A 22,961-nucleotide genomic window follows, 5' to 3' on the forward strand; every position below is an offset into this window, starting at 1 on the left:
CAAGGGCTGGCGGATTAAAGCGCCTCACCTGCAGACAACGCCTATTCAGCCTGCAGACCTTCCCCTGCCATACCTGAGTTGCCTAGCTGAACCCTAGCTGTCTACCTGTCAAATAAACGAGTTTTTCATCTGCCTTTCATATCTGTTGCACATTTTTGCGCTTAATCTTGAACGTGAAACTTCAGAGCGAATTCCACAACACCAGCTAAGCTGTTGATTACGCTTCATCTTTAGTGCCGCTTTTTAAGTGCGGGCCAGGTGTTCGTCCAATGTTTACTACTGCTTTCACGCGCCAAGTTGCTCCAGTCCCGAGGTCATGAATCTTTGAAACCCTACCCTATTCATTGCGTGTCGATCGTTATCCCGGTCTACAACGAACAAGAAAGCCTGCCTGAACTGCTGCGTCGCACCACTGCCGCCTGCAAGCAACTGGCCTACGAATACGAAATCATCCTGGTGGATGACGGTAGCCGCGACAACTCCGCCCAATTGCTCGAAGACGCCGCCGCGCAAGACGGCAGCAACGTGGTGGCGGTGATCCTCAATCGCAACTACGGGCAGCACGCGGCGATCATGGCCGGTTTCGAGCAGTGCCGGGGTGAAGTGGTGATTACCCTCGATGCCGACCTGCAGAACCCTCCCGAAGAAATCCCGCGCCTGGTGGAACAGGCCGCCCTGGGCTACGACGTGGTCGCCACGGTACGCAACAATCGCCAGGACTCGGCCTTTCGCCGTTGGCCTTCGCGCCTGATCAACCTCGCCGTGCAACGCTCCACCGGCGTCGCCATGAGCGACTACGGCTGCATGTTGCGCGCTTACCGGCGCACCATCGTCGACGCCATGCTCGCCTGCCGCGAGCGCAGCACCTTCATCCCGATCCTGGCCAACGGCTTTGCCCGTCACACCACCGAGATCCTGGTGCACCACGCCGAGCGTGAACACGGCGAATCCAAATACAGCGCCATGCGCCTGATCAGCCTGATGTTCGACCTGCTGACCTGCATGACCACCACGCCGCTGCGCCTGCTGTCCATCGTCGGCTTCAGCCTCGCGGGCCTGGGCGTGCTGTTCGCCTTCGCGCTGATCATCCTGCGCCTGGCCTTCGGTGCCCAATGGGCCGGCGATGGCATGTTCGTACTGTTCGCGGTGCTGTTCGTGTTCACCGGCGGCCAGTTCATCGGCATGGGCCTGCTGGGCGAATACCTGGGGCGCATGTACAGCGACGTGCGTGCGCGCCCCCGCTTCTTTATTGAAAAAGTGCTGCGCAACCAACCGGCAGCACCGGCACCCGTGGTCGTCGTCGACGGCCTGGTGTCTTCCCATTCCACCACTACTTTTCCTTCCGATCAGGTTTCGTCATGAATTCAAAAGCCGTTGTCTTCGCTTACCACGATATTGGCTGTGCGGGCATTGAAGCCCTGCTGACTGCCGGCTACGACATTGCCGCCGTGTTCACCCATGCCGACGACCCCAAGGAAAACAATTTCTACGCTTCCGTCGCCCAACTCTGCGCGCGCAACGGCATCCCGGTACATGCGCCGGAAGACGCCAACCACCCGCTGTGGATCGAGCGTATTGCCAAGCTGAACCCGGAATACATCTTCTCCTTTTACTACCGCAACCTGCTGAGCGAGCCGCTGCTGGCCACCGCCAGCAAAGGTGCGTTCAACCTGCACGGCTCGCTGCTGCCTAAATACCGTGGCCGCGCACCGGCCAACTGGGTGCTGGTCAACGGCGAAACCGAAACCGGCGTGACCCTGCACCGCATGGTCAAGCGCGCCGATGCCGGGGCGATCCTGGCCCAGCAAAAAGTCGTGATCGAGCGCACCGACACCGGCCTGACCCTGCACGCCAAGCTGCGTGATGCGGCCACCAGCCTGCTGCGCGACGCCCTGCCGCAACTGGCTGCGGGCAAGCTGACCGAGACTGCTCAAGACGAAAGCCAGGCCACCTACTTTGGTCGTCGCACCGCAGCCGACGGCAAGCTGGAGTGGAAAAAACCCGCTGAAGAGCTGTTCAACCTGGTGCGTGCGGTGACTCAACCGTACCCAGGCGCGTTCTGCGCCGTCGGCGAGCACAAGCTCATCGTCTGGCAAGCCGAAGTGGTCAAGGGCAACGAAGGCCTGGCGCCGGGCCGCGTGATCAGCGTCAACCCGCTGCGCATCGCCTGCGGTGAAGACTCCCTGGTGGTCAAGTTCGGACAGCGCAACGACAACGGCCTGTACCTGGCCGGTCCGTCCTTGGCCAACGAACTGGGCCTGGTCGACGGCTCCGTGCTGCGCGGTGCCGAGTCCGGTCGCAAGCCGCGCCGTACCCGCGTGCTGATCCTCGGTGTGAACGGCTTTATCGGTAACCACCTGTCCGAGCGCCTGCTGCGTGACGACCGTTATGAAGTCTACGGCCTGGACATCGGCTCTGACGCCATCGAGCGCCTGCGCAGCCACCCGAACTTCCATTACGTCGAAGGCGACATCAGCATCCACACCGAGTGGATCGAGTACCACATCAAGAAGTGCGACGTGGTCCTGCCGCTGGTGGCCATCGCCACACCGATCGAATACACCCGCAACCCGCTGCGCGTGTTCGAGCTGGACTTCGAAGAAAACCTCAAGCTGGTGCGCTACTGCGTCAAGTACAACAAGCGCGTGATCTTCCCGTCGACCTCCGAAGTCTATGGCATGTGCCAGGACCAGTACTTCGACGAAGACACCTCCAACCTGGTGGTTGGCCCGGTCAACAAGCAGCGCTGGATCTACTCGGTCTCCAAGCAACTGCTGGACCGCGTGATCTGGGCCTACGGCGCCAAGGGCCTGAACTTCACCCTGTTCCGTCCGTTCAACTGGATGGGCCCGCGCCTGGACCGCCTGGATTCGGCGCGTATCGGCAGCTCCCGGGCGATCACCCAGCTGATCCTGAACCTGGTGGAAGGTACGCCGATCCGCCTGTTCGACGGTGGCGAGCAGAAGCGTTGCTTCACCGACATCGCCGACGGTATCGAAGCCCTGGCGCGCATCATCGATAACGACAACGATGCCTGCAACGGCCAGATCATCAACATCGGCAACCCGGAAAACGAAGCCAGCATCCGCCAGTTGGGCGAAGAGCTGCTGCGTCAGTTCGAGGCGCACCCGCTGCGCGGCAACTTCCCGCCGTTCGCCGGTTTCCGCGACGTCGAGAGCAAGGCGTTCTACGGCACCGGTTACCAGGACGTGGCGCACCGCAAGCCAAGCATCGAAAACGCCAAGCGCCTGCTGAACTGGGAGCCGACCGTGGAGATGAGCGAAACCATCGGCAACACGCTGGACTTCTTCCTGCGTGAAGCCATGCTCGAAATCGCGGACAAAAAGTAATGAAGGCAGGCTTGCGCATCGACGTCGATACCTACCGCGGCACCCGTGAAGGCGTGCCACGGTTGCTCGAATCCCTGGATGAGGCCGGGGTCAAGGCGACGTTCTTCTTCAGTGTCGGGCCGGACAACATGGGGCGCCACTTGTGGCGCCTGATCCGCCCGCAGTTCCTGTGGAAGATGCTGCGTTCCAACGCGGCCGGCCTGTACGGCTGGGACATCCTGCTGGCCGGCACCGCCTGGCCAGGCAAGCCGATCGGCCGTGACCTGGGGCACTTGATGCGCCAGGCCAAGGCGGCGGGGCATGAAGTCGGCCTGCACGCCTGGGATCACCACGGCTGGCAGGCCAACACAGGGCGTTGGAGCGATGCACAGCTGGTCGAGCAGATTCGACGCGGCGTGGAGACCCTGAGCGACATCCTCGGCGAACCCATCGACTGTTCGGCGGCCGCGGGTTGGCGTGCCGACGAGCGCGTGGTGCAAGCCAAGCAAGGTTTCAACTTCCGCTACAACAGCGATTGCCGGGGTACCAGCCTGTTTCGGCCGACATTGGCCGATGGCAGCGCGGGTACGCCACAAATTCCGGTGGACCTGCCGACCTTCGACGAAGTCGTCGGGCCGGTGGTGGCCGCCAAAGACTTCAACGGCTTCATTCTTGACCGGTTTGCCGAGTCGAAGCTCAACGTCTACACGATCCACGCAGAAGTAGAAGGGATTCTGATGGCCAATGATTTTCGCCAGTTGCTCGCCCAGGCAGGGCAGCGCGGCATCGACTTCAACCCCCTGCGCGACTTGTTGCCTGCGGACCTGACCACCCTGCCCCGGCAACACCTGGTGCGCGGCGCCTTGAGCGGCCGTGAGGGGTGGCTCGGAGTGCAGCAGGCATGATCCGGCGTTGGGCCTTGCCCCTGCTCCTGCTGGCGTTCGGTGTGTTTTACCTGTTGCCGCTGACCACCCACGGCCTGTGGATTCCGGATGAAACCCGCTATGCACAGATCAGCCAGGAAATGCTGCTGACCGGCAAGTGGGCCTCGCCGCACTTCATGGGGATCCGCTATTTCGAAAAACCGGCTGCCGGTTACTGGATGATCGCGCTGGGCCAGGCGATCTTCGGGCAGAACCTGTTTGGCGTGCGCTTCGCCTCGGCGCTGAGCACCGGCTTGAGCATCCTGCTGGTGTACCTGGTGTCGCGCCGGCTGTGGAATGACCCGCAAAAGAGCCTGGTCAGCACCGTGCTGTACATGAGTTTTGTCAGCGTGGCGGCACTGGGCGGCTATGCCAACCTTGATCCGCAGTTCACGTTCTGGGTCAACCTGACCGGCGTTGCCCTGTGGTTCTGCTTCGACAGCACCACCCGCAACGGCCGCCTGGGATCCTGGGCGCTGCTCGGTTTTGCCTGTGGCATGGGCTTTATGACCAAGGGCTTCCTGGCGTGGCTATTGCCGGTATTGATCGCCCTGCCCTACGCGATCTGGCAGAAGCGCTTTCGCGAACTGCTCGGCTACGGCCTGGTCGCCGTGGTCGTGGCCATTGTGGTGAGCCTGCCGTGGGTACTGGCCGTGCACCTGCAGGAGCCGGACTACTGGAACTTCTTCTTTTGGCACGAGCATATCCAGCGCTTTGCCGGCGACGATGCCCAGCATGCCGAACCGTTCTGGTATTACCTGCCGCTGCTGATTGCCTTCTGCCTGCCGTGGGTGGCGCTATTGCCGTCGACCTTGAAACAGGCGTGGCAGGAAAAACGCGCGGCGAAAACCGCCTTCCTGTTGCTGTGGCTGCTGATGCCGCTGGCGTTTTTCAGCCTGGCCAAGGGCAAGTTGCCCTCCTACATCATGCCGTGCCTGTTGCCGCTGGCGTTGTTGATGGGCCATTCCCTGGCCGACAAACTGGCCCAGGCCCGTGGGCGCGTGTTACGCATCAACGGCTGGCTGAACCTGGTCATCGGCGTGCTGGCCTTGCTCGCGCTGACGTGGGTCCAACTGAAAAAACCGGTGTATGAGCACGGCAGTGAAACCCTCAGCCTGGTGCTGGTGTTTATGTTCCTGTTCGGCTGGATCGTCGCCAACCTGCTGCAAGCGTCGCGCCCGCTGCGCTTGTGGGCGGCGCCGGCGATCGGCAGCTGGTTGCTGGTGGCGCTGGTCCCGGCCGCATTGCCCCATTCGGTGGTTTATAACAAGACCCCGGACCAGTTCATCATCGATCACCTCCAGGAGTTGAGCCAGACCAGCGCGTTGCTGAGCAACGACCTCGGCGCGGCCTCCGCCCTGGCATGGCGCGTCAAGCGCCCGGACGTGACCCTCTATAACACCGTCGGCGAAGTGAAATATGGCTTGGCCTTCGACGATGCGGCCCATCACAAGGTCGATACCACACAGGTCCAGCAATGGATGAGCGACGCGCGGAAACACGGCGCGGTCGGTGTGGTGATGCGCGTCAAGGGTGACGACGAACTCGCCGAAGTGGACTTGCTGCCCAAGGACGGCAAGCGCTACGAGCAAGGCAATATCGTGATCCTGGTGTTCCCGCAGGTTGCGCCATGATCACACTGCTCCTGTTATTGGCGGCCTGCCTGCTGACATGCATGGGCCAGGTCTCGCAGAAATTCGCCGTGGAAGGCTGGCGCGGCCAGCCCGACGGTTGGGCGCTGAAACTGCGCTCACCATGGTTGTGGTCGGCCCTGCTGTGCCTGGGTTTTGGTTTGCTGGTGTGGTTGCTGGTGTTGCAGCGCCTGGAAGTCGGCATCGCCTACCCGATGCTCAGCCTCAATTTTGTCCTGGTCACCCTGGTGGCGCGCTGTGTATTCAAGGAACCCATCGACACACGGCATTGGCTGGGCGTGGTGCTGGTGATTGCCGGTGTGGTGCTGCTGGGGCGCCAGGTATGAGCCGCGTGCGTGGGTTTGCCCTGGCCCTGGGCAGCGTTGGCCTGGTGAGCGCCGCCCAATTGGGTATGCGCTGGAGCATGACGCGCCTGCCCTTGCCTACCGAATGGCTGACCGCGTTCAACAGCAACGCCATCGACTTCACCGCGTTGGGCGTAGTGAGCCTGGCGATCCTGGCCTACGCGCTGTCGATGCTCTGCTGGCTCGGTGCCCTCAAGCACCTGCCCCTGGGCCGCGCCTATTCGCTGCTGAGCATCAGCTACGCGCTGGTGTACCTGCTGGCCGCCAGCCTGCCGGTGTTCAACGAACATTTTTCCCTCTCGAAAACCCTGGGGGTGGCGCTTGTCATCCTTGGTGTGCTGGTTATTAACTCTCGCCGTGCTAGCGCTGCAAGCGCCAGGAATGCCCCATGAAAATCAGTGTATTTGGTAGTGGTTACGTCGGTCTGGTGCAGGCCACCGTATTAGCCGAAGTCGGTCACGATGTCATCTGCATGGACGTCGATCAGAACAAGGTCAAGCTCCTGCAGCAAGGCCATGTGAGCATCTTCGAGCCGGGGCTGGCGGCCATGGTCAAGGAAAACCTGGAGAGCGGGCGACTGCATTTCACCTTTGACGAAAAGCTTGCCGTCGAACACGGCGAAGTGCTGTTTATCGCGGTGGGTACACCGTCGGATGAAGACGGCTCGGCGGACCTCAAGTACGTGCTGTCGGTGGGCGATGCGGTGGCCCGCCACCGTATCGACCCGGTGATCCTGGTGGAGAAATCCACCGTCCCGGTGGGCACCGGGGACACCCTGCGCGCCCATATCGAAAAAGCCCTGCACCTGGCCGGCCGGCACCTGGAGTTCGATATCGTCTCCAACCCGGAATTCCTCAAGGAGGGCTCGGCCGTTTCCGACTGCCGCCGCCCGGACCGCATCATCATCGGCTGCGAGCGCGAAGAAGTGCGCGACGTGATGCGCGACCTGTACGCGCCGTTCAACCGCAACCATGACCGCATCATTTTCATGGACCTGCGCAGTGCCGAACTGACCAAATACGCCGCCAACTGCATGCTGGCGACCAAGATCAGCTTTATCAACCAGATCGCCGAGCTGGCCGAACACCTGGGCGCCGATATCGAAGCCGTGCGCCTGGGCATCGGCGCCGACTCGCGCATCGGCTACCACTTTATCTACCCCGGCTGCGGCTACGGCGGCTCGTGCTTCCCCAAGGACATGCGTGCCTTGATCCACAGCGCCAAGCAGGCCAACTGCTCCAGCGACCTGCTGGAAGCCGTGGAAGCCATCAACCAGCGCCAGAAAAGCAAGCTGTTCGAACGTATCAATGCGTTCTTCCAGGGCAACCTGCGCGGCAAGACCTTTGCCCTGTGGGGCCTGGCGTTCAAGCCCAACACCGACGACATGCGCGATGCACCCAGCCGCGTGCTGATGGAAGCCCTGTGGGCCGCCGGCGCCAATGTGCGGGCGTTCGACCCGGAAGCCATGCAGGAAACCCAGCGCATCTACGCTGACGAGGAGCGGCTGATGCTGATGGGCACGCCGGAATCCACGTTGCTCGGCGCCGATGCGCTGATCGTCTGCACCGAATGGCAGCAGTTCAAGGCGCCGGACTTCGAGCTGATCCACCAGCGCCTGAAAACCCCGGTGATCTTCGACGGCCGCAACCTGTATGACGGTGAGCGCCTGGCGCGCAAAGGCTTCCAGTATTACCCGATCGGTCGTGGCGATTCCTGCCAGTTGCCGATCCCCCAACAACAGTGGGTGCCGCAGGTCGTGGAAGCCTGATTCGTGAACAAAGCTCAACCGTCCCTGCTCAGCCCGACGATTCGTCGCCAATCCCTCGGCTTGGGATTGCTGGCGCTGCTGTTGTTCATCGCCGGCAGTTGGCACCAGGCGATTATCGGTTTCGACTCACGCTTCGTGGTATTTGCCCAGGAGATGCTGCGCCATGGGCCGGGTTTTTTTCCCACCACCTACGGGCAGCCGTATGCCGATTACCTGGCCACCTCGACGCTGATGACCTGGCTGTTGTCCCTGCCCCTGGGCCAGGTCACCAGCCTCACGGCCTGGCTGCCCACGTCGATTGCCTCGGCAGTGATCGTCATCCTGGTGTATCGCCTGACGGCGCCCTACTCCCAGCGTTGGGGGCTGCTGAGCATCGCGCTGTTGTTGCTGAGCAGTACCTTCATCAGTGAAACCCGTGCGGTATCCCTCGACCAGATGCTCGCCGCCATCGCCCTGGCGGTGTTCTACCTCGGTTATGCCCATGATCATTTCGGTGCGGGCAGACGCCTGTACTGGCTGTACCTGCTGCTGATCCTCGGCTTTGCGATTCGCGGGCCGATCGGGCTGGTCATTCCCACGGGTGTGCTGTGCAGCTACTACCTGATCAACCGGCAATGGCGCCAACTGTTCAGTTTTGGCCTGCTGGCCCTGGCGCTGCTGGCGGCCTGTGTCGGCCTGCTGTTGCTGATGGCCAAGCTCAGTGGCGGCGAGAGCTTCATGCAGGATGTGATCCGCATGCAGTTCCTGGGGCGCATGGACGGCAGTGAAGGCTCCAGTGGCGCGTTGTATTACTTCACCAGCTCGCTGGGCAACTACGCCCTCGCCTATCCCGTGGCGCTGCTGGTGCTGCTGGCGCTTGCGTTCGGTGGGCGCCGCGTGCCGACGCCGGCGTTGCAACTGGTGCTGTACTGCGCCGCCGCAGGCTTGCTGGTGATGTTGGGCCTGTCGATTCCCCAGGCAAAGAAGGCTCGCTATGTGCTGCCGATGTTGCCGATGGCAGCGATCATTGCGGCGTACCCGTTCCAGGTCGCTGAGGGGCGGCTGTTTGCATGGCTACGCGGGCTGATGCTGGGTCTATGGACACTGCTGCCAGGCCTGCTGATCGTCGGGCTGGTATTCGCGCGGCCACGCTATCCGCAGCAGTTGAGCCAGCTGGGGCCGGTGTTCGCCGTTCTCGGCGTGTTGCAAGCCTTGGCATTGCTGGCGTTGTTCAGGGCTCGCCTACGGCCGCTGGGTCCGGCGCTTGCCGCCGTGCTTGCGGTTTGGGCAACCTATATTGCCGTGGTCGAACCGCTCGAACGCAGCGTCTACGACACCCGCACCTTTACCCTGCAAGTGCATGAGCAGGTCAAGCAACAGCGCGCCCCCGTGGTATTGCACGGCTTGGGCAAAGACGCCAAGGCGATCAAATACATGGTCAACCTCGACTGCGACCAGGTGCCGTTGTTTACCCAACAAGCTTCTGACCTGGCACCGCTGCAAGGGCCGGCGTGGCTGGTGATGAGCCAGGCGGATTTCGAAGGGCTCGAAGACCCGCGCTTTGCCTCTATCACGCCTACGTTGAGCGGTGAGTTCGACCGAACCCCCTATGTGCTGCTGCACCTGGCTAAACCTGCCCAACCTTGAGTTGCGTCTGAACCCCAACTGTAAACTCGATGGCCACATGCGGTAGCTATCTACCGCTCAGCCACGCCTTGATAAACTCATTATTTTTGTATTTAACCCTCATTAATATGCATTGGCGCTGCCCTGCCGGGCGCGGCACACTGCGCGGGTTCCTCCCCCAAATGCAGGAACTTTCAAAGGGCTTTTCCGGGCAACCAGACAAGCCTTTTTTTTGCCCGCCGTTTATGGATTTCCTTTCAATGCGCTCTCGCTGGTTTCCCGCTGCTATCAACACCCGCCCCACCGAATGGAGCCGTGCCGCGATTGGCATGGCCTTGGGTACATTCTTCAGTGTGTGGCTCTGTGCCCAGGTCTTCGGCATGGAGGTGGCCCTGCACCTGCTGGGCCCGCTGGGGGCTTCGGCGGTGTTGTTGTTTGCGGTCTCATCCGGGGCGCTGGCACAACCCTGGTCGATCATCGGCAGCTACCTGTGCGCCGGTGTCGTGGCGTTGCTGGTGGCCCGCGTCCTTGGGCGCACCCTGGGCGGTGCCTGCCTGGCGGCCGGCATGGCCGTGGTGCTGATGTGCTGGTTGCGGTGCCTGCACCCGCCCGCCGGTGGGCTGGCCATGAGCCTGGTCCTGGCCGACCCTGCCTCCGCCGCCCTGGGCTGGCACGAATTGGGAGCCGTATTACTCGGTGCCGGCGCCTTGTTGGCCTGCGCATTGGCCTACAATAATGCGACGCGAACGCGCTACCCCAAGGGTGCTGTCGAGACGTCGACGACTGTCCTGCCTGACCCCAGGGCCGCCCGCGACCCCGCTATCACGGCCGCCGACTTGAAGCTGGCGCTGGCGGACATGGAGCAATTCTACGACGTGGCCCCGACGGAGCTGGAGCAATTGATCCATGCTGCAGAAACCCACGCTCGGCGCCGCAGCATCGGTGAAGTACTGGCAACCCGCGTGACCTGAACCCGCGCCCGCCACCCTGCATAAATGCAAAAACGACCTGCATGATTTCGGGTTGTACTGTGCAAATTTGCACTGGTACGATCACGGGAGTGTTTGCGCACGACCATCTTGATAAAGAACAATAAAAGCAGGGAGTTACAGATGACTGCTCAGGTTTCAAGCGAAGCAAGCAGCGCCGAGAGGCGTCAGGACGACGTACTGGCCGAAGTACGCAACCATATCGGTCACCTCACCCTCAATCGCCCCGCTGGCTTGAATGCCATCACCCTGGACATGGTCCGCCGCCTGGCGCAACAGCTGCACGCCTGGTCAGACGACCCGCAGGTGCATGCCGTAGTCCTGCGCGGTGCGGGCGAAAAGGCATTTTGTGCCGGCGGCGATATCCGCTCCCTGTATGACAGTTTCAAACGCGGCGACACCCTGCACGAAGACTTCTTCGTCGAGGAATACGCGCTGGACCTGGCCATCCACCATTACCGCAAACCCGTACTGGCCCTGATGGACGGGTTTGTCCTGGGCGGCGGCATGGGCCTGGTGCAGGGTGCTGATTTGCGCGTCGTCACCGAGCGCAGCCGCCTGGCGATGCCGGAGGTGGCGATCGGTTACTTCCCGGACGTCGGTGGCAGCTACTTCCTGCCGCGCATTCCCGGCGAGCTGGGCATTTACCTCGGCGTGACCGGCGTGCAGGTTCGCGCGGCAGACGCCCTGTATTGCGGGTTGGCCAACTGGTACCTAGACAGCGCCAAGCTGGCCAGCCTCGACCAGAAACTCGACAGCCTGCAATGGCATGAATCGCCCCTCAAAGACCTGCAAGGCGTGCTGGCCAAGCTGGCGGTGCAGCGCCTGCCCGACCCGCCGCTGGCCGCATTGCGCCCCGCGATCGACCACTTCTTCGGCCTGCCGGACATTCCGAGCATCGTCGAGCAACTTCAGGAGGTCACTGTCGCCGACAGCCATGAGTGGGCACTGAACACCGTCCACCTGATGCAAACCCGCTCGCCCCTGGCCATGGCCGTGACCCTGGAAATGCTGCGACGCGGCCGGCGCCTGCCGTTGGAGCAGTGCTTTGCCCTGGAGCTGCACCTTGACCGCCAATGGTTCGAACGCGGCGACCTGATCGAAGGGGTCCGTGCGCTGATCATCGACAAGGACAAGAACCCTCGCTGGAACCCGCCGACGCTCCATGGACTGAACAAAAGCCACGTCGACAGCTTCTTCCATCACTTCGAGCAGGTTGCGAAATAAGCCATGCAAGACATTGAATACACTGAAGAACAGGTAATGATCCGTGACATGGCGCGCGACTTCGCCCGTGGTGAAATCGCTCCCCATGCCCAAGCCTGGGAAAAAGCCGGCTGGATCGACGACGCCCTGGTGGCGAAGATGGGTGAACTGGGCCTGTTGGGCATGGTAGTGCCGGAAGAATGGGGCGGCACCTATGTCGACTACGTGGCGTATGCCCTGGCCGTGGAAGAGATCTCGGCCGGCGATGGCGCCACCGGCGCACTGATGAGTATCCATAATTCAGTGGGTTGCGGGCCAATCCTCAACTACGGCACCGATGCCCAGAAACATACCTGGCTGGCCGAACTCGCCAGTGGCCAGGCGATTGGTTGCTTCTGCCTGACCGAACCCCAGGCCGGCTCCGAGGCCCACAACCTGCGCACCCGCGCCGAACTGCGCGATGGCCAGTGGGTGATCAATGGCGCCAAGCAGTTCGTCAGCAACGGCAAGCGCGCCAAGCTGGCGATTGTATTTGCCGTGACCGACCCGGACCTGGGCAAGAAGGGCATTTCCGCGTTCCTGGTACCCACCGACACCCCGGGGTTTGTGGTCGACCGTACCGAACACAAGATGGGTATTCGTGCCTCGGACACCTGCGCCGTGACCCTCAACCACTGCAGCGTGCCCGAGGCCAACCTGCTCGGCGAGCGCGGCAAAGGCCTGGCCATCGCCCTGTCCAACCTCGAAGGCGGCCGCATCGGCATTGCCGCCCAAGCCCTGGGCATCGCCCGTGCGGCCTTCGAGGCGGCGCTGACCTATGCCCGCGACCGGGTGCAATTCGACAAGGCGATCATCGAACACCAAAGCGTGGCCAACCTGCTGGCAGACATGCAAACCCGCCTGAACGCTGCCCGTTTACTGATCCTGCACGCGGCGCGCCTGCGCAGCGCCGGCAAGCCGTGCCTCTCGGAAGCGTCCCAGGCCAAGCTGTTCGCCTCGGAAATGGCCGAGAAAGTCTGCTCCAGCGCAATGCAGATTCATGGCGGCTATGGATATTTGGAGGATTACCCGGTGGAGCGTTACTACCGGGACGCGCGGATCACGCAGATTTACGAAGGGACCAGCGAGATACAGCGGATGGTCATTGCCCGGGAACTCAAAAACTACCAGCTGTAGGAGCTGCAAGTCTTAAGCTGCAAGCTTCAAGTAAAAGCGCATTGGCGATTACTTGCAGCTTGCAGCTATACAGCTGGCAACGGCTACTTATCCTTGAACTCAGGCGCACGCTTGGCCACAAACGCCGCCATGCCTTCCTTCTGATCCTGCGTGGCGAACGCGGCATGGAACACCCGGCGCTCAAAGCGCACGCCTTCCGACAGGCTCACTTCAAACGCACGGTTCACACTTTCCTTGACCATCATGCTGATCGGCACCGATTTGCCGGCAATCAGCGTGGCGACCTTCAGCGCCTCGTCGAGCAGTTCATCGGCGGGCACGATGCGCGCGACAATCCCGCAGCGCTCGGCTTCCACCGCATCGATAAACCGTCCGGTCAGGCACATTTCCATGGCCTTGGCCTTACCCACCGCGCGGGTCAGGCGCTGGGTGCCGCCCATGCCCGGCAGCACGCCGAGGTTGATTTCCGGCTGACCGAACTTGGCGCCGTCACCGGCCAGGATAAAGTCGCACATCAGCGCCAGTTCGCAGCCACCGCCCAGGGCGAAGCCGTTGACCGCGGCGATGATCGGCTTGCGACGGTTGGCGACGCGGTCGCTGTCACTGAACAGGTCGTCGAGGTAGATCTGCGGGTAGGTCAGCTCGGCCATTTCCTTGATGTCGGCGCCGGCGGCGAAGGCTTTTTTCGAGCCGGTCAGCACGATGCAGCCGATTTCCGGGTTGGCCTCCAGGCCATCCAGCGCCTGGTTCAACTCGCTGACCAACTGCGCATTCAGGGCGTTCAGGGCTTGGGGACGGTTGAGGGTAATCAACCCGACGCGGCCCTGGACTTCGAGCAAAATGGTGTCGTAACTCATGTATCGGCTCCTTAGAGATTGCGTGAGATGACCATGCGTTGAATATCGCTGGTGCCTTCGTAAATCTGGCAGACCCGCACATCGCGGTAGATCCGCTCCACGGGGAAGTCGCTCAGGTAACCGTAACCGCCCAGGGTTTGCAAGGCGGCGGAACAGACTTTTTCGGCCATTTCCGAGGCGAACAGCTTGGCCATGGAAGCTTCGACCAACGCCGGCTTGCCGCTGTCCCGCAGGGCGGCGGCGTAGTGCACCATCTGCCGTGCCACGGCGATTTGCGTGGCCATGTCCGCCAGGCGAAAGGCCACGGCCTGATGCTCAATGATCGGTTTGCCGAAGCTTTCACGCTCTCGGGCGTAGTCGCGTGCAGCCTCGAAAGCGGCGCGGGCCATGCCCACCGATTGCGAGGCGATGCCGACGCGACCGCCTTCAAGGTTGGCCAGGGCGATCCTGTAGCCCTCGCCCTCCTCCCCAAGACGGTTGGCCACCGGCACCTTTACATCCTCGAACAGGATCTGACAGGTATCGGAGGCATGCTGGCCGAGCTTGTCCTCGACCCGCGCCACGCTGTAGCCCGGCGAATCGGTGGGCACGATAAACGCGCTGATGCCACGCTTGCCCGCTGCCGGGTCGGTCACCGCGAACACAATCACCACCCCGGCATTCTGGCCGGAAGTGATGAACTGTTTGCAGCCATTGAGCACGTAATGATCGCCTTCACGCCGTGCGCGGGTTTTCAGGCCACTGGCATCCGAACCGGCTTGCGGCTCAGTCAGGGCGAAAGCACCGAGCATGGCGCCGCTGGCCAGGGGCTGGAGGAATTGCTCTTTCTGCTGATCGTTGCCGAAGTTCAGGATCGGCACGCAGCCCACCGAGTTGTGCACGCTCATGATGGTGGAGCAGGCGCCGTCACCGGCGGCGATTTCTTCCAGGGCCATGGCGTAGGCCAGGTAACCCGTGGCGCAACCGCCCCACTGTTCCGGCACCAGCATGCCGAAAAAGCCCAGTTCGGCCATTTCGCCGATGGCTTCCTTGGGAAAGCGATGTTCGCGGTCCCACTCGGCGGCAAACGGTTTAAGCCGCTCCTGGGCAAATTGCCGGGCGGCGTCGCTGATTTGCAGTTGTTCGTCATTGGGCAGCATTGGGCTCAGTCCTTAATACAGGCATTCGACGGCCATGGCCGTGGCTTCACCGCCGCCGATACAAATGGCCGCGACGCCCCGCTTGAGGCCTTTCTGGCGCAGGGCCGAGAGCAGGGTGACCAGGATCCGCGCGCCGGACGCGCCAATCGGGTGGCCCAGGGCGCAGGCACCGCCGTGGACATTGACCTTGGCGTGGGGGATTTCCAGCTTGCTCATGGTCACCAGGCTGACCACGGCAAAGGCTTCGTTGATTTCAAACAGATCGACGTCGTCGAGGCTCCAGCCGGTCTTGCTCATCAGCTTGCGAATCGCGCCCACCGGCGCCACCGGAAACAACCCCGGTTCATCGGCAAACGCTGCGTGCCCATGGATCACCGCCAACGGTTTGAGCCCCCGCTGTTGTGCCTCGGACTCGCGCATCAGCAGCAATGCGGCCGCGCCGTCGGAAATCGAGCTGGAATTGGCCGCCGTCACCGTGCCGCCTTCGCGGAACGCCGGTTTGAGGCCGGGAATTTTTTCCGGCCTGGCCTTGGGCGGTTGTTCGTCATGCAGGATGGTTTTCTGCTCTTTGCCGACGGTGACCTGTACCGGGACAATTTCGGCGGCGAAGCTGCCATGGGTGATTGCCTCCTGCGCACGGGTCAGCGACGCGATGGCAAACGCATCCTGCGCCTCACGGCTGAAGCCGTTGAGCTGCGCGCACTCCTCGGCAAAGGTGCCCATCAGGCGGCCTTTTTCATACGCATCTTCCAGGCCGTCGAGGAACATGTGGTCGATGACCCGCCCGTGCCCCATGCGATAGCCGCTGCGGGCGCGGTCCAGCAGGTAGGGCGCGTTGGACATGCTTTCCATGCCGCCGGCGATCACCACGTCGACGCTGCCGGCCAGCAGCGAATCATGGGCGAGGATCGCCGCTTCCATGCCCGAGCCGCACATCTTGTTGAGGGTGGTGCAACGCGTGGACTTATCCAACCCGGCGCCCAAGGCGGCTTGACGCGCAGGCGCCTGGCCCAGGCCGGCGGGCAGCACGCACCCAAACAACACCTCATCCACGGCGTCGGCGGCGATGCCTGCACGCTCGATCGCCGCACGGATGGCGGCAGAGCCCAGTTGCGGCGCAGTCAGGCCCTTGAGGTCGCCCTGGAACCCGCCCATGGGCGTGCGCACGGCGCTGACAATCACGATGGGATCATTCATGGCTCATCCTCCTTACTTGGCCACCATGCGCAAGGCGCCGTCGAGACGGATCACCTCGCCATTGAGCATGCTGTTTTCAATGATGTGCCGCACCAGCGCGGCGTATTCGGCAGGCTTGCCCAGGCGCGGCGGAAACGGCACACCGGCGGCCAGGGAGTCGCGTACTTCCGGGGTCATGCCGGCCATCATCGGGGTTTCGAAAATGCCCGGGGCGATGGTCATCACGCGAATGCCGAAGCGCGCCAGCTCCCGTGCGGCGGGCAAGGTCAGGCTGGCTATCGCGCCTTTGGACGCCGCATAAGCGGCCTGCCCGATCTGCCCGTCGAACGCAGCCACCGACGCGGTATTGATGATCACCCCGCGCTCGCCGTCGGCGTTCGCTTCCGTTTCGGCGATGGCCGCTGCCGCCAGGCGCAGCAGGTTAAAGCTGCCGATCAGGTTGACGTTGATCACCTGGGCAAAGCTGGCCAGCCCGTGGGGGCCAGTCTTGCCGAGGATCTTTTCACCGCGCACCACCCCCGCGCAGTTGACCAAGCCGTGCAAACCGCCAAACGCCGCGACCGTTGCCTGCACGGCGGTTTCGGCTGCGGCCTCCTGGCTGATATCCGCCACTGCGCTGCGGGCGTTGTCGCCGAGCTGCCTGGCCTTGGCCGCCACGGCGTCGGCATTCAAATCCACCAGCATGACCTTGGCGCCGGCCGCGACCAGCATATCTGCGGTGGCCGCACCGAGGCCGGAAGCGCCGCCGCTGACCAGAAAAACCTTGTTCTCAATCTGCATTATTGTTTCCTTGAACGGTCGAGATCGTCGAAATAGTCGCTCTGCAACGCCACGGCAGCAATGGTCAAAGCCTTCAACATGGCTGACTGGTTTGGCCAATCATCGACCGCGCTGATCGTCCGGTCAGCCCAAGCGATTGGACGTGCGTCGTGCAAGCTCCTAACCTGAGGGCCTGCGCCACCGAAGAAGTCCTCCCCGCGATGATCGTACGTCCCAAACCGAACCTGCTGGGCATCCTGTTTTCCCTAAAGGGCTCGATTGCCAAGCGCATCGCCCTGCGCAGCCTGCTGGTCACGCTGCTGGCGTCGGTGATCGTGCTGGTGGAAACCCTGCACCCGGCCTATTTCTCCAAGGTCAACGCCACGCCCTTCACATTGCTCGGGCTGTCGCTGTCGATCTTCATGAGTTTTCGCAATAACGCCTGCTATGACCGCTGGTGGGAAGGCCGCAAGCAACTGGGGCAGATGATCATTGAGGTGCGCTCGCTGATTCGCGAGACCCAGTTGCTTACTGACCCGGCGGAGCGTGGGCGCCTGCTGCGGGGCCTGGGCGGCTTCGCCCACGGGCTGGTCGCGCGCTTGCGCCACGAAGACGAAGCCCGGGCGATCCAGCCCTGGGCGAGCGTGGAAGCGAGTCATCCCAACCTGCCTGACCGGGTGCTGCAACAGATTGGCGCGGGATTTTCCGCCCTGGCCGAGCAAGGCGCCCTCAGCGAATGGCGTTACACCCAGTTGGAAACCCGTCTGGTCAGCCTCAGCCAGGTACAGGCCGCGTGCGAGCGAATCAAAAGCACGCCGCTGCCCTTCCCCTACACCTTGCTGCTGCACCGCACCATTTACCTGTTCTGCATCCTCTTGCCGTTCGCCATGGCCGAACCCCTGGGCTGGCTGACGCCGGTGTTTACCGCCATTGTCAGCTACACCTTCTTCGGCCTCGATGAGATCGGCGACGACCTGGAAGACCCTTTCGGCTTTGACGAAAACGACCTGCCCTGCAATGCGATCCTGCGCACCCTGGAACGTGAGCTGCTCGCCGCCCTCGGCGAAACCGACCTGCCGCCGGCCCTGGAACCGGTGGAATACGTGCTGACCTGACGCGGGTTTGACACCTGCCGTGGTCTGGCCGAAGCTTGCGGCTTTGCTTCTTCAGCTTTTCGGACGCCTGCATGTCAAAGTCACGCCGTTACGCCATCGTCGGCCTGTGCGCCCTGTTGTTGATTGTGCTGATCACCTGGTATTTCTCCCGCACCGCCCAGGTGGCCATGCCTCCTGCCATTGCCCACGGTTACTCAAAAGCCTTGAAACAGGCGCATAACGGCGAGCCGGGCGCCGCGCGCGTGCTGTATCAGCAACTGGGCCGGCCGGACCTGTCACCCGAACGCCGCGCCGCGCTGCATGCCGAATTGCCCAACTACCCCAGCCCCCAGGCCTTGAAGCTCGCCGATAAAGACCTCACCAGCGACTCCGCGTTGGTGCGCGAAGCGGCCATCCACAGCATTGTCGGCCTGGTGCCCAGCGGCCAGCGCACCCTGCTGCTGGGCCCGGTGCTCGATGATCCCGAACAAAGCGTACGCTTTGCCGCCGCCAATGCCCTGCTCGGCCTGTCGCCCGACACCTTGGGCCTGTACTTCGGGCCATTGCAGCAGGTATTGGACGAGTTCGTGAAAAAGCTCAAGGCCCAGCCGGAAACGGCCGAAGGCTGGATTCAACTGGCGCGCCTGTACATCCACAGCGCCCTGCTGCCGGAAGCGCAAAACGCCCTGGAACAGGCCATGCGCTTGCAGCCGGACAACCTGCAAGCGGTGGTCGCGCAGATCGAGTTGCTGGATAAACAGGGCAAGACCGATGAGTCCCGCCAATTGCTGGCCCGGCAATTGGCGGCGCACCCTGAGTCGGCCTACCTGCAACATGCCCTGGGTATGTGGCTGCTGCACCATGGCGAGCGCCCCTATGCGTTGCTCGGCCTGTCCAAGGCCGTGGAGCTGGAGCCGGACAATCAGGATTACCGCTACGACCTCGCTACCACCCTGCATGCCCAGCAGGAATTGGAAGCGGCCCAGCGCCAGTTGGAGGAAATCGTCCAGCGCCACCCGGCCAATCGCAAGGCCCGGGTGCTGTTGGTCAATTATTGGAAAGAAAGCGGCCAATTGCAGAATGTGCAGGTGCTGCTCGCCCAGCTCGAACAGCAAAACCCTGACGATCCGGCACTGCAGCAAGGCTTGTAGGCACAATAATCGCGCATCAGTTTGAACCGCCACAAAGCGCTACGGTCAAGAGAACATGGCGCGTCCAGCTGGATGCGCATCCTCTACTCGTATGTGACCTGAGGGCACTTCTTGTCTACATCCAAAGCGTTGTTAACCGAAAAAGCAGCCATCGGCATCGAAGGTCTCGACGACATTCTTGCCGGAGGGCTATCGCGCAGCCACCTGTTCCTGCTGGAAGGTGAACCTGGCACCGGTAAAACCACGGTCGCCCTGCACTTCCTGCAGGCCGGGGCGAAAGCGGGTGAGCGAACGCTCTACATCACACTGTCCGAAACCGAGCGTGAGTTGCGCCAGGGCGCCGAGTCCCACGGTTGGGACCTGGACGACAATATTCATATCTTCGAACTGACCCCGCCGGAGAGCCTGCTGGATGCCGAGCATCAGCAGAGCCTGTTGTACTCTTCGGACCTGGAGCTGGGCGAAGCAACCCGGCAGATCTTCGAAGTGGTGGAACGGGTCAAGCCGACCCGAGTGGTCATCGACAGCCTCTCGGAAATCCGCCTGCTCGCGCAAAGCTCGCTGCGCTATCGCCGCCAGATCCTGGCGATCAAGCATTATTTCGTACGCTACGACGCCACCGTGCTGCTGCTCGACGACCTGACCACCGAATCCCTCGACAAAACCGTGCACAGCGTGGCCCACGGGGTGATTCGCCTGGAAGAACTGACCCCCAGCTACGGCGCCGAACGCCGTCGCGTGCGGGTGGTTAAATATCGCGGGCAGAAATATCGGGGTGGGTTTCACGACTTCACCATCATGCACGATGGCATTCACGTCTTTCCGCGCCTGGTCGCGGCGGAGCATCGTGGCGGTTACATACGCCAGACCTTGAGCAGCGGCATTCGTGAGCTGGATGCCCTGATGGGCGGCGGCGTCGAGACCGGCTCCAGCAGCCTGATTCTCGGCCCGGCCGGTACCGGCAAATCGCTGATCTCGATGATCTTCGCCGCAGCGGCGGTAGGCCGTGGCGAAAAGGCCGCGCTGTTTATCTTCGATGAAGAACTGGGCCTGCTGTTCGAGCGCATGAACAATATGGGCATCGACCTCGCCGCCCTGCAGGCCACCGGCAACCTGCTGATCGAACAGGTGGACGCGGCCGAGTTGTCCCCCGGCGAGTTTTCCCACCGCGTGCGTCGTTGCGTGGACGAGCGCGGGATCAAGACGGTGGTCATCGACAGTATCAATGGCTACCAGGCGGCAATGCCGGAAGAAAACGCGCTGATCCTGCATATGCATGAACTGCTGCTGTACCTCAACCGCCGTGGCGCGGCGACGTTCATGACCGTCGCGCAACATGGACTGGTCGGCGACATGCAGGCTCCTGTCGACATCACTTACCTGGCCGACACCGTGATTCTGCTGCGTTATTTCGAGGCGTTGGGCAAGGTGCGCCGCGCCATCTCGATTATCAAGAAACGCACCGGCGCCCACGAGTCGACTATCCGTGAATACCGTATCAGCAGCCGCGGCATGACCGTCGGCGAACCGCTGGACAATTTCCAAGGGGTTTTGCGCGGCATCCCGACCTACATGGGCGCCGGTTCGCCTTTGCTCAAGGATGAGGGCGTGTGACCACCATTTCACCTGTATCCGAACGCGCAATCGTCCTGGCGCCCATGGGCCGTGATGGTTCGTTGGCGCTGATGATGCTCAAGGAAGCCGGCTACACCGGCATGGTTGCCAGCAGCCTGCCCGCATTGTGCGAGGCCGTGGAGCAAGGCGCAGGCATGCTGATCATCGCAGCCGAAGCCCTGCGCGGCGCGGACCTGGAGCCCCTGCTGGAATACCTTCACCAGCAGCCCGCCTGGTCCGACCTGCCCATCGTGCTGATGACCCATCACGGCGGCAGCGAGCAGAACGGTTCATCCCACCTCAGCGGCCTGCTGGGCAACGTGACGTTCCTGGAGCGCCCCTTCCACCCCGTGACCTTGATCAGCCTGGTGAGCGCGGCCCTGCGTGGACGGCGTCGGCAATATGAAGCACGGGACAGGTTGATCGACCTGAGCGAGAGCGAACTGCGCCTGCAGCGCACCCTTGAGACGCTGGAACAGCAAGTCGAAGAACGCACGGCGCAGTTGCGCAGCAACGAAGAAGCCTTGCGCCAATCCCAGAAGATGGAAGCCGTCGGCCAATTGACCGGCGGTATCGCCCACGACTTCAACAATATGCTCACCGGCATTATCGGCAGCCTGGAGCTGCTGAGAAGGCGTGTGTCCCGCGGCAAGCTGGACGATCTGGACAGCCTGATCGACCTCGGCGTGACCTCCGCCAACCGCGCCGCCGGCCTCACCCACCGCCTGCTGGCGTTCTCGCGGCGCCAATCGCTGGATTCCAAGCCGGTACAGATCAACCAGCTGGTGACCTCCATGGGCGAGTTGCTGCAACGCAGCCTCAACGAAAGCATCGCCTTGGACATGCGCCTGGACACTCAGTTGTGGACCGCCGAGGCCGACCCCAATCAACTGGAAAGTGCCCTGCTCAACCTGGCGCTCAACGCCCGGGATGCCATGCCGAGTGGGGGCCGCCTGGTTGTCGAAACCTGCAACCGTCACCTCGACAGCGTCTTCACCGCCGCCTACGGCACGCTCAAGCCCGGCGACTACGTGGAACTGAGCGTCAGCGACACCGGCTGCGGTATTCCGGAAAGCCTCATGGGCCGGGTATTCGACCCCTTCTTTACCACCAAGCCCATTGGCCAGGGCACCGGCCTGGGCTTGTCGATGATCTACGGTTTCGCGCGCCAGTCGCGCGGCCATGTAACCCTCCACAGCGAGGTAGGCAAAGGCACCACGGTGAGCCTGTTCCTGCCGCGTTTCGTCGGCGAAATCACCCCCGATGTGACCGTGGACCCTGCCCTGTTGCCGATCGCCAACAGCGGGGAAACCGTGCTGATCGTCGAGGACGACCCGGCGGTGCGCGTGCTGGTCAGCCAGGTATTGAGTGAGCTGGGCTACGCCTTTGTCGAAGCGGGCGATGCCGATGGCGCACTGCCGATTATCGAATCCAGCCAGCGCATTGACCTGATGATCAGCGACGTCGGCTTGCCCGGCATGAATGGACGCCAACTGGCAGAGATAGGCCGGCAGGTTCGTCCGGACCTGAAGGTGCTGTTCATTACCGGATATGCCGAGCATGCGGCGGTGCGTGGTGGGTTCCTGGATCCGGGGATGCAGTTGATCACCAAGCCATTTACCTTTGATTTGTTGACGGCGAAGGTGCGGGAGATGATTCGGGTGTAAATGGCCATTAGCCAAGCAGTGTCATTCAGGCTCAGGAAGAGCCTGATGCACCACCTGGCCCTTCAGGCCAACAACCGCTGTATATGCTCCTGCAAGGTATCCAGGTCAAACGGCTTGGCCAGGATCGGCGCATTGCGCGTGATCGGGCTGTTGCAGTCGAGAATCTCCTGCGGGTAGCCGCTGATAAAGATCACTTTCAATTCCGGGCGCAACTTGAGCGCGGGCTCAGCGATCTGCACGCCGGAAATCCCACCGGGCAAACGGTAGTCGGTGACCATCAGGTCCAAGTGCGGCTTGGTGGCGAGGATTTCAAAGGCCTGCTCCCCGTTGATCGCCTTCAATACCCGATACCCCAGGCCGGCCAGGTACTCACCCAGCACAAACATAATGGATTCGTCGTCCTCGACGATCAGTACGACATCTTGTGCATCTTCACTCATGGGAAGCCTTTGTCCGGTCAATTGCTGCAATTACGACCATGGGGTCACGTA

At 62.4% G+C, this 22,961-nt stretch carries 21 protein-coding genes; 15 read left to right on the top strand and 6 right to left on the bottom strand.

Translation table 11 applies throughout. The features are described 5' to 3' along the window. Window positions 1-324 precede the first annotated feature (324 nt). From arnC to V3W40_RS32420, 11 genes are all read left to right on the top strand, one after another. Window positions 325-1,362, top strand: a complete 1,038-nt coding sequence (gene arnC, locus V3W40_RS32370; protein WP_065927534.1) for an undecaprenyl-phosphate 4-deoxy-4-formamido-L-arabinose transferase — start codon at window positions 325-327, stop codon at window positions 1,360-1,362. Beyond that, window positions 1,359-3,350, top strand: coding sequence for a bifunctional UDP-4-amino-4-deoxy-L-arabinose formyltransferase/UDP-glucuronic acid oxidase ArnA (arnA, locus tag V3W40_RS32375; RefSeq protein WP_092484314.1), 1,992 nt, complete (start codon window positions 1,359-1,361; stop codon window positions 3,348-3,350). Before arnC ends, arnA begins: the two co-directional genes overlap by 4 nt. After that, window positions 3,350-4,234: a 4-deoxy-4-formamido-L-arabinose-phosphoundecaprenol deformylase gene (arnD, locus tag V3W40_RS32380; RefSeq protein WP_330216368.1), complete on the top strand. Its 885-nt coding sequence runs from the start codon at window positions 3,350-3,352 to the stop codon at window positions 4,232-4,234. The genes arnA and arnD overlap by 1 nt, the downstream gene beginning before the upstream one ends. Next, window positions 4,231-5,886, top strand: coding sequence for a lipid IV(A) 4-amino-4-deoxy-L-arabinosyltransferase (arnT, locus tag V3W40_RS32385; protein ID WP_330216369.1), 1,656 nt, complete (start codon window positions 4,231-4,233; stop codon window positions 5,884-5,886). The genes arnD and arnT overlap by 4 nt, the downstream gene beginning before the upstream one ends. Continuing rightward, window positions 5,883-6,230, top strand: a complete 348-nt coding sequence (gene arnE / locus V3W40_RS32390) for a 4-amino-4-deoxy-L-arabinose-phosphoundecaprenol flippase subunit ArnE (protein ID WP_141157763.1) — start codon at window positions 5,883-5,885, stop codon at window positions 6,228-6,230. The genes arnT and arnE overlap by 4 nt, the downstream gene beginning before the upstream one ends. Continuing rightward, a complete protein-coding gene (gene arnF, locus V3W40_RS32395) occupies window positions 6,227-6,640 on the top strand; it encodes a 4-amino-4-deoxy-L-arabinose-phosphoundecaprenol flippase subunit ArnF (protein ID WP_065927529.1) in 414 nt (137 codons plus the stop codon). The genes arnE and arnF overlap by 4 nt, the downstream gene beginning before the upstream one ends. After that, window positions 6,637-8,016: a UDP-glucose dehydrogenase family protein gene (locus V3W40_RS32400; RefSeq protein WP_065946990.1), complete on the top strand. Its 1,380-nt coding sequence runs from the start codon at window positions 6,637-6,639 to the stop codon at window positions 8,014-8,016. The genes arnF and V3W40_RS32400 overlap by 4 nt, the downstream gene beginning before the upstream one ends. Before the next feature lie 3 nt (window positions 8,017-8,019). Beyond that, window positions 8,020-9,642 (top strand): ArnT family glycosyltransferase, encoded by a 1,623-nt coding sequence (locus tag V3W40_RS32405; protein WP_330216370.1) that lies wholly within the window; start codon window positions 8,020-8,022, stop codon window positions 9,640-9,642. A gap of 239 nt (window positions 9,643-9,881) precedes the next feature. After that, entirely contained in the window at window positions 9,882-10,592 is a 711-nt protein-coding gene (locus tag V3W40_RS32410) for an HPP family protein (RefSeq protein ID WP_065927526.1), read from the top strand. A 141-nt stretch (window positions 10,593-10,733) separates the two neighbouring features. After that, window positions 10,734-11,837 (top strand): enoyl-CoA hydratase/isomerase family protein, encoded by a 1,104-nt coding sequence (locus V3W40_RS32415; protein WP_330216371.1) that lies wholly within the window; start codon window positions 10,734-10,736, stop codon window positions 11,835-11,837. Window positions 11,838-11,840: 3 nt separating this feature from the next. Next, window positions 11,841-12,992, top strand: a complete 1,152-nt coding sequence (locus tag V3W40_RS32420) for an acyl-CoA dehydrogenase family protein (RefSeq protein ID WP_074846809.1) — start codon at window positions 11,841-11,843, stop codon at window positions 12,990-12,992. Window positions 12,993-13,075: 83 nt separating this feature from the next. On the opposite strand, the gene V3W40_RS32425 is transcribed toward V3W40_RS32420, so the two are convergent. Genes V3W40_RS32425 through V3W40_RS32445 form a run of 5 tightly spaced genes read right to left on the bottom strand, consistent with a single transcriptional unit; the run spans window position 13,076 to window position 17,120 of the window. Then, a complete protein-coding gene (locus tag V3W40_RS32425) occupies window positions 13,076-13,849 on the bottom strand; it encodes an enoyl-CoA hydratase (RefSeq protein ID WP_115487314.1) in 774 nt (257 codons plus the stop codon). An 11-nt stretch (window positions 13,850-13,860) separates the two neighbouring features. Next, window positions 13,861-14,988, bottom strand: coding sequence for an acyl-CoA dehydrogenase (locus tag V3W40_RS32430; RefSeq protein WP_330216372.1), 1,128 nt, complete (start codon window positions 14,986-14,988; stop codon window positions 13,861-13,863). 12 nt (window positions 14,989-15,000) lie between these two features. Then, on the bottom strand, window positions 15,001-16,185 hold the full coding sequence (locus V3W40_RS32435; RefSeq protein ID WP_137212311.1) for an acetyl-CoA C-acyltransferase: 1,185 nt from the start codon (window positions 16,183-16,185) through the stop codon (window positions 15,001-15,003). 12 nt (window positions 16,186-16,197) lie between these two features. Continuing rightward, on the bottom strand, window positions 16,198-16,965 hold the full coding sequence (locus tag V3W40_RS32440) for an SDR family NAD(P)-dependent oxidoreductase (protein WP_330216373.1): 768 nt from the start codon (window positions 16,963-16,965) through the stop codon (window positions 16,198-16,200). Beyond that, window positions 16,965-17,120: a hypothetical protein gene (locus V3W40_RS32445; RefSeq protein ID WP_159440246.1), complete on the bottom strand. Its 156-nt coding sequence runs from the start codon at window positions 17,118-17,120 to the stop codon at window positions 16,965-16,967. The genes V3W40_RS32440 and V3W40_RS32445 overlap by 1 nt, the downstream gene beginning before the upstream one ends. 45 nt (window positions 17,121-17,165) lie before the next feature. On the opposite strand from V3W40_RS32445, the gene V3W40_RS32450 reads away from it, so the two are divergent. The 4 genes from V3W40_RS32450 (at window position 17,166) to V3W40_RS32465 (ending at window position 22,470) form a co-directional block, all read left to right on the top strand. Continuing rightward, window positions 17,166-18,059: a bestrophin family protein gene (locus V3W40_RS32450; protein WP_330216391.1), complete on the top strand. Its 894-nt coding sequence runs from the start codon at window positions 17,166-17,168 to the stop codon at window positions 18,057-18,059. Window positions 18,060-18,130: 71 nt separating this feature from the next. After that, entirely contained in the window at window positions 18,131-19,189 is a 1,059-nt protein-coding gene (locus V3W40_RS32455; RefSeq protein ID WP_330216374.1) for a tetratricopeptide repeat protein, read from the top strand. Between the two features lie 111 nt (window positions 19,190-19,300). Continuing rightward, window positions 19,301-20,803: an ATPase domain-containing protein gene (locus V3W40_RS32460; protein ID WP_330216375.1), complete on the top strand. Its 1,503-nt coding sequence runs from the start codon at window positions 19,301-19,303 to the stop codon at window positions 20,801-20,803. Next, window positions 20,800-22,470: a response regulator gene (locus tag V3W40_RS32465; protein ID WP_330216376.1), complete on the top strand. Its 1,671-nt coding sequence runs from the start codon at window positions 20,800-20,802 to the stop codon at window positions 22,468-22,470. Before V3W40_RS32460 ends, V3W40_RS32465 begins: the two co-directional genes overlap by 4 nt. Window positions 22,471-22,532: 62 nt before the next feature. Here the strand turns inward: V3W40_RS32465 and V3W40_RS32470 are convergent, their stop codons facing one another. After that, complete coding sequence (locus tag V3W40_RS32470) at window positions 22,533-22,910, bottom strand: response regulator (RefSeq protein ID WP_057703059.1); 378 nt, start codon at window positions 22,908-22,910, stop codon at window positions 22,533-22,535. Window positions 22,911-22,961: the final 51 nt, after the last annotated feature.

The sequence above is a fragment of the Pseudomonas sp. AM8 genome (genome assembly GCF_036346475.1).
GTDB lineage: Bacteria > Pseudomonadota > Gammaproteobacteria > Pseudomonadales > Pseudomonadaceae > Aquipseudomonas > Aquipseudomonas marginalis.

Coding starts and splice junctions, on each gene's coding strand:
- arnA (WP_092484314.1), top strand. CDS start 1,359: ATGAATTCAAAAGCCGTTGTCTTCGCTTACCACGATATTGGCTGTGCG.
- arnD (WP_330216368.1), top strand. CDS start 3,350: ATGAAGGCAGGCTTGCGCATCGACGTCGATACCTACCGCGGCACCCGT.
- arnT (WP_330216369.1), top strand. CDS start 4,231: ATGATCCGGCGTTGGGCCTTGCCCCTGCTCCTGCTGGCGTTCGGTGTG.
- arnE (WP_141157763.1), top strand. CDS start 5,883: ATGATCACACTGCTCCTGTTATTGGCGGCCTGCCTGCTGACATGCATG.
- arnF (WP_065927529.1), top strand. CDS start 6,227: ATGAGCCGCGTGCGTGGGTTTGCCCTGGCCCTGGGCAGCGTTGGCCTG.
- V3W40_RS32400 (WP_065946990.1), top strand. CDS start 6,637: ATGAAAATCAGTGTATTTGGTAGTGGTTACGTCGGTCTGGTGCAGGCC.
- V3W40_RS32410 (WP_065927526.1), top strand. CDS start 9,882: ATGCGCTCTCGCTGGTTTCCCGCTGCTATCAACACCCGCCCCACCGAA.
- V3W40_RS32415 (WP_330216371.1), top strand. CDS start 10,734: ATGACTGCTCAGGTTTCAAGCGAAGCAAGCAGCGCCGAGAGGCGTCAG.
- V3W40_RS32420 (WP_074846809.1), top strand. CDS start 11,841: ATGCAAGACATTGAATACACTGAAGAACAGGTAATGATCCGTGACATG.
- V3W40_RS32425 (WP_115487314.1), bottom strand. CDS start 13,849: ATGAGTTACGACACCATTTTGCTCGAAGTCCAGGGCCGCGTCGGGTTG.
- V3W40_RS32430 (WP_330216372.1), bottom strand. CDS start 14,988: ATGCTGCCCAATGACGAACAACTGCAAATCAGCGACGCCGCCCGGCAA.
- V3W40_RS32435 (WP_137212311.1), bottom strand. CDS start 16,185: ATGAATGATCCCATCGTGATTGTCAGCGCCGTGCGCACGCCCATGGGC.
- V3W40_RS32440 (WP_330216373.1), bottom strand. CDS start 16,965: ATGCAGATTGAGAACAAGGTTTTTCTGGTCAGCGGCGGCGCTTCCGGC.
- V3W40_RS32450 (WP_330216391.1), top strand. CDS start 17,166: ATGATCGTACGTCCCAAACCGAACCTGCTGGGCATCCTGTTTTCCCTA.
- V3W40_RS32455 (WP_330216374.1), top strand. CDS start 18,131: ATGTCAAAGTCACGCCGTTACGCCATCGTCGGCCTGTGCGCCCTGTTG.
- V3W40_RS32470 (WP_057703059.1), bottom strand. CDS start 22,910: ATGAGTGAAGATGCACAAGATGTCGTACTGATCGTCGAGGACGACGAA.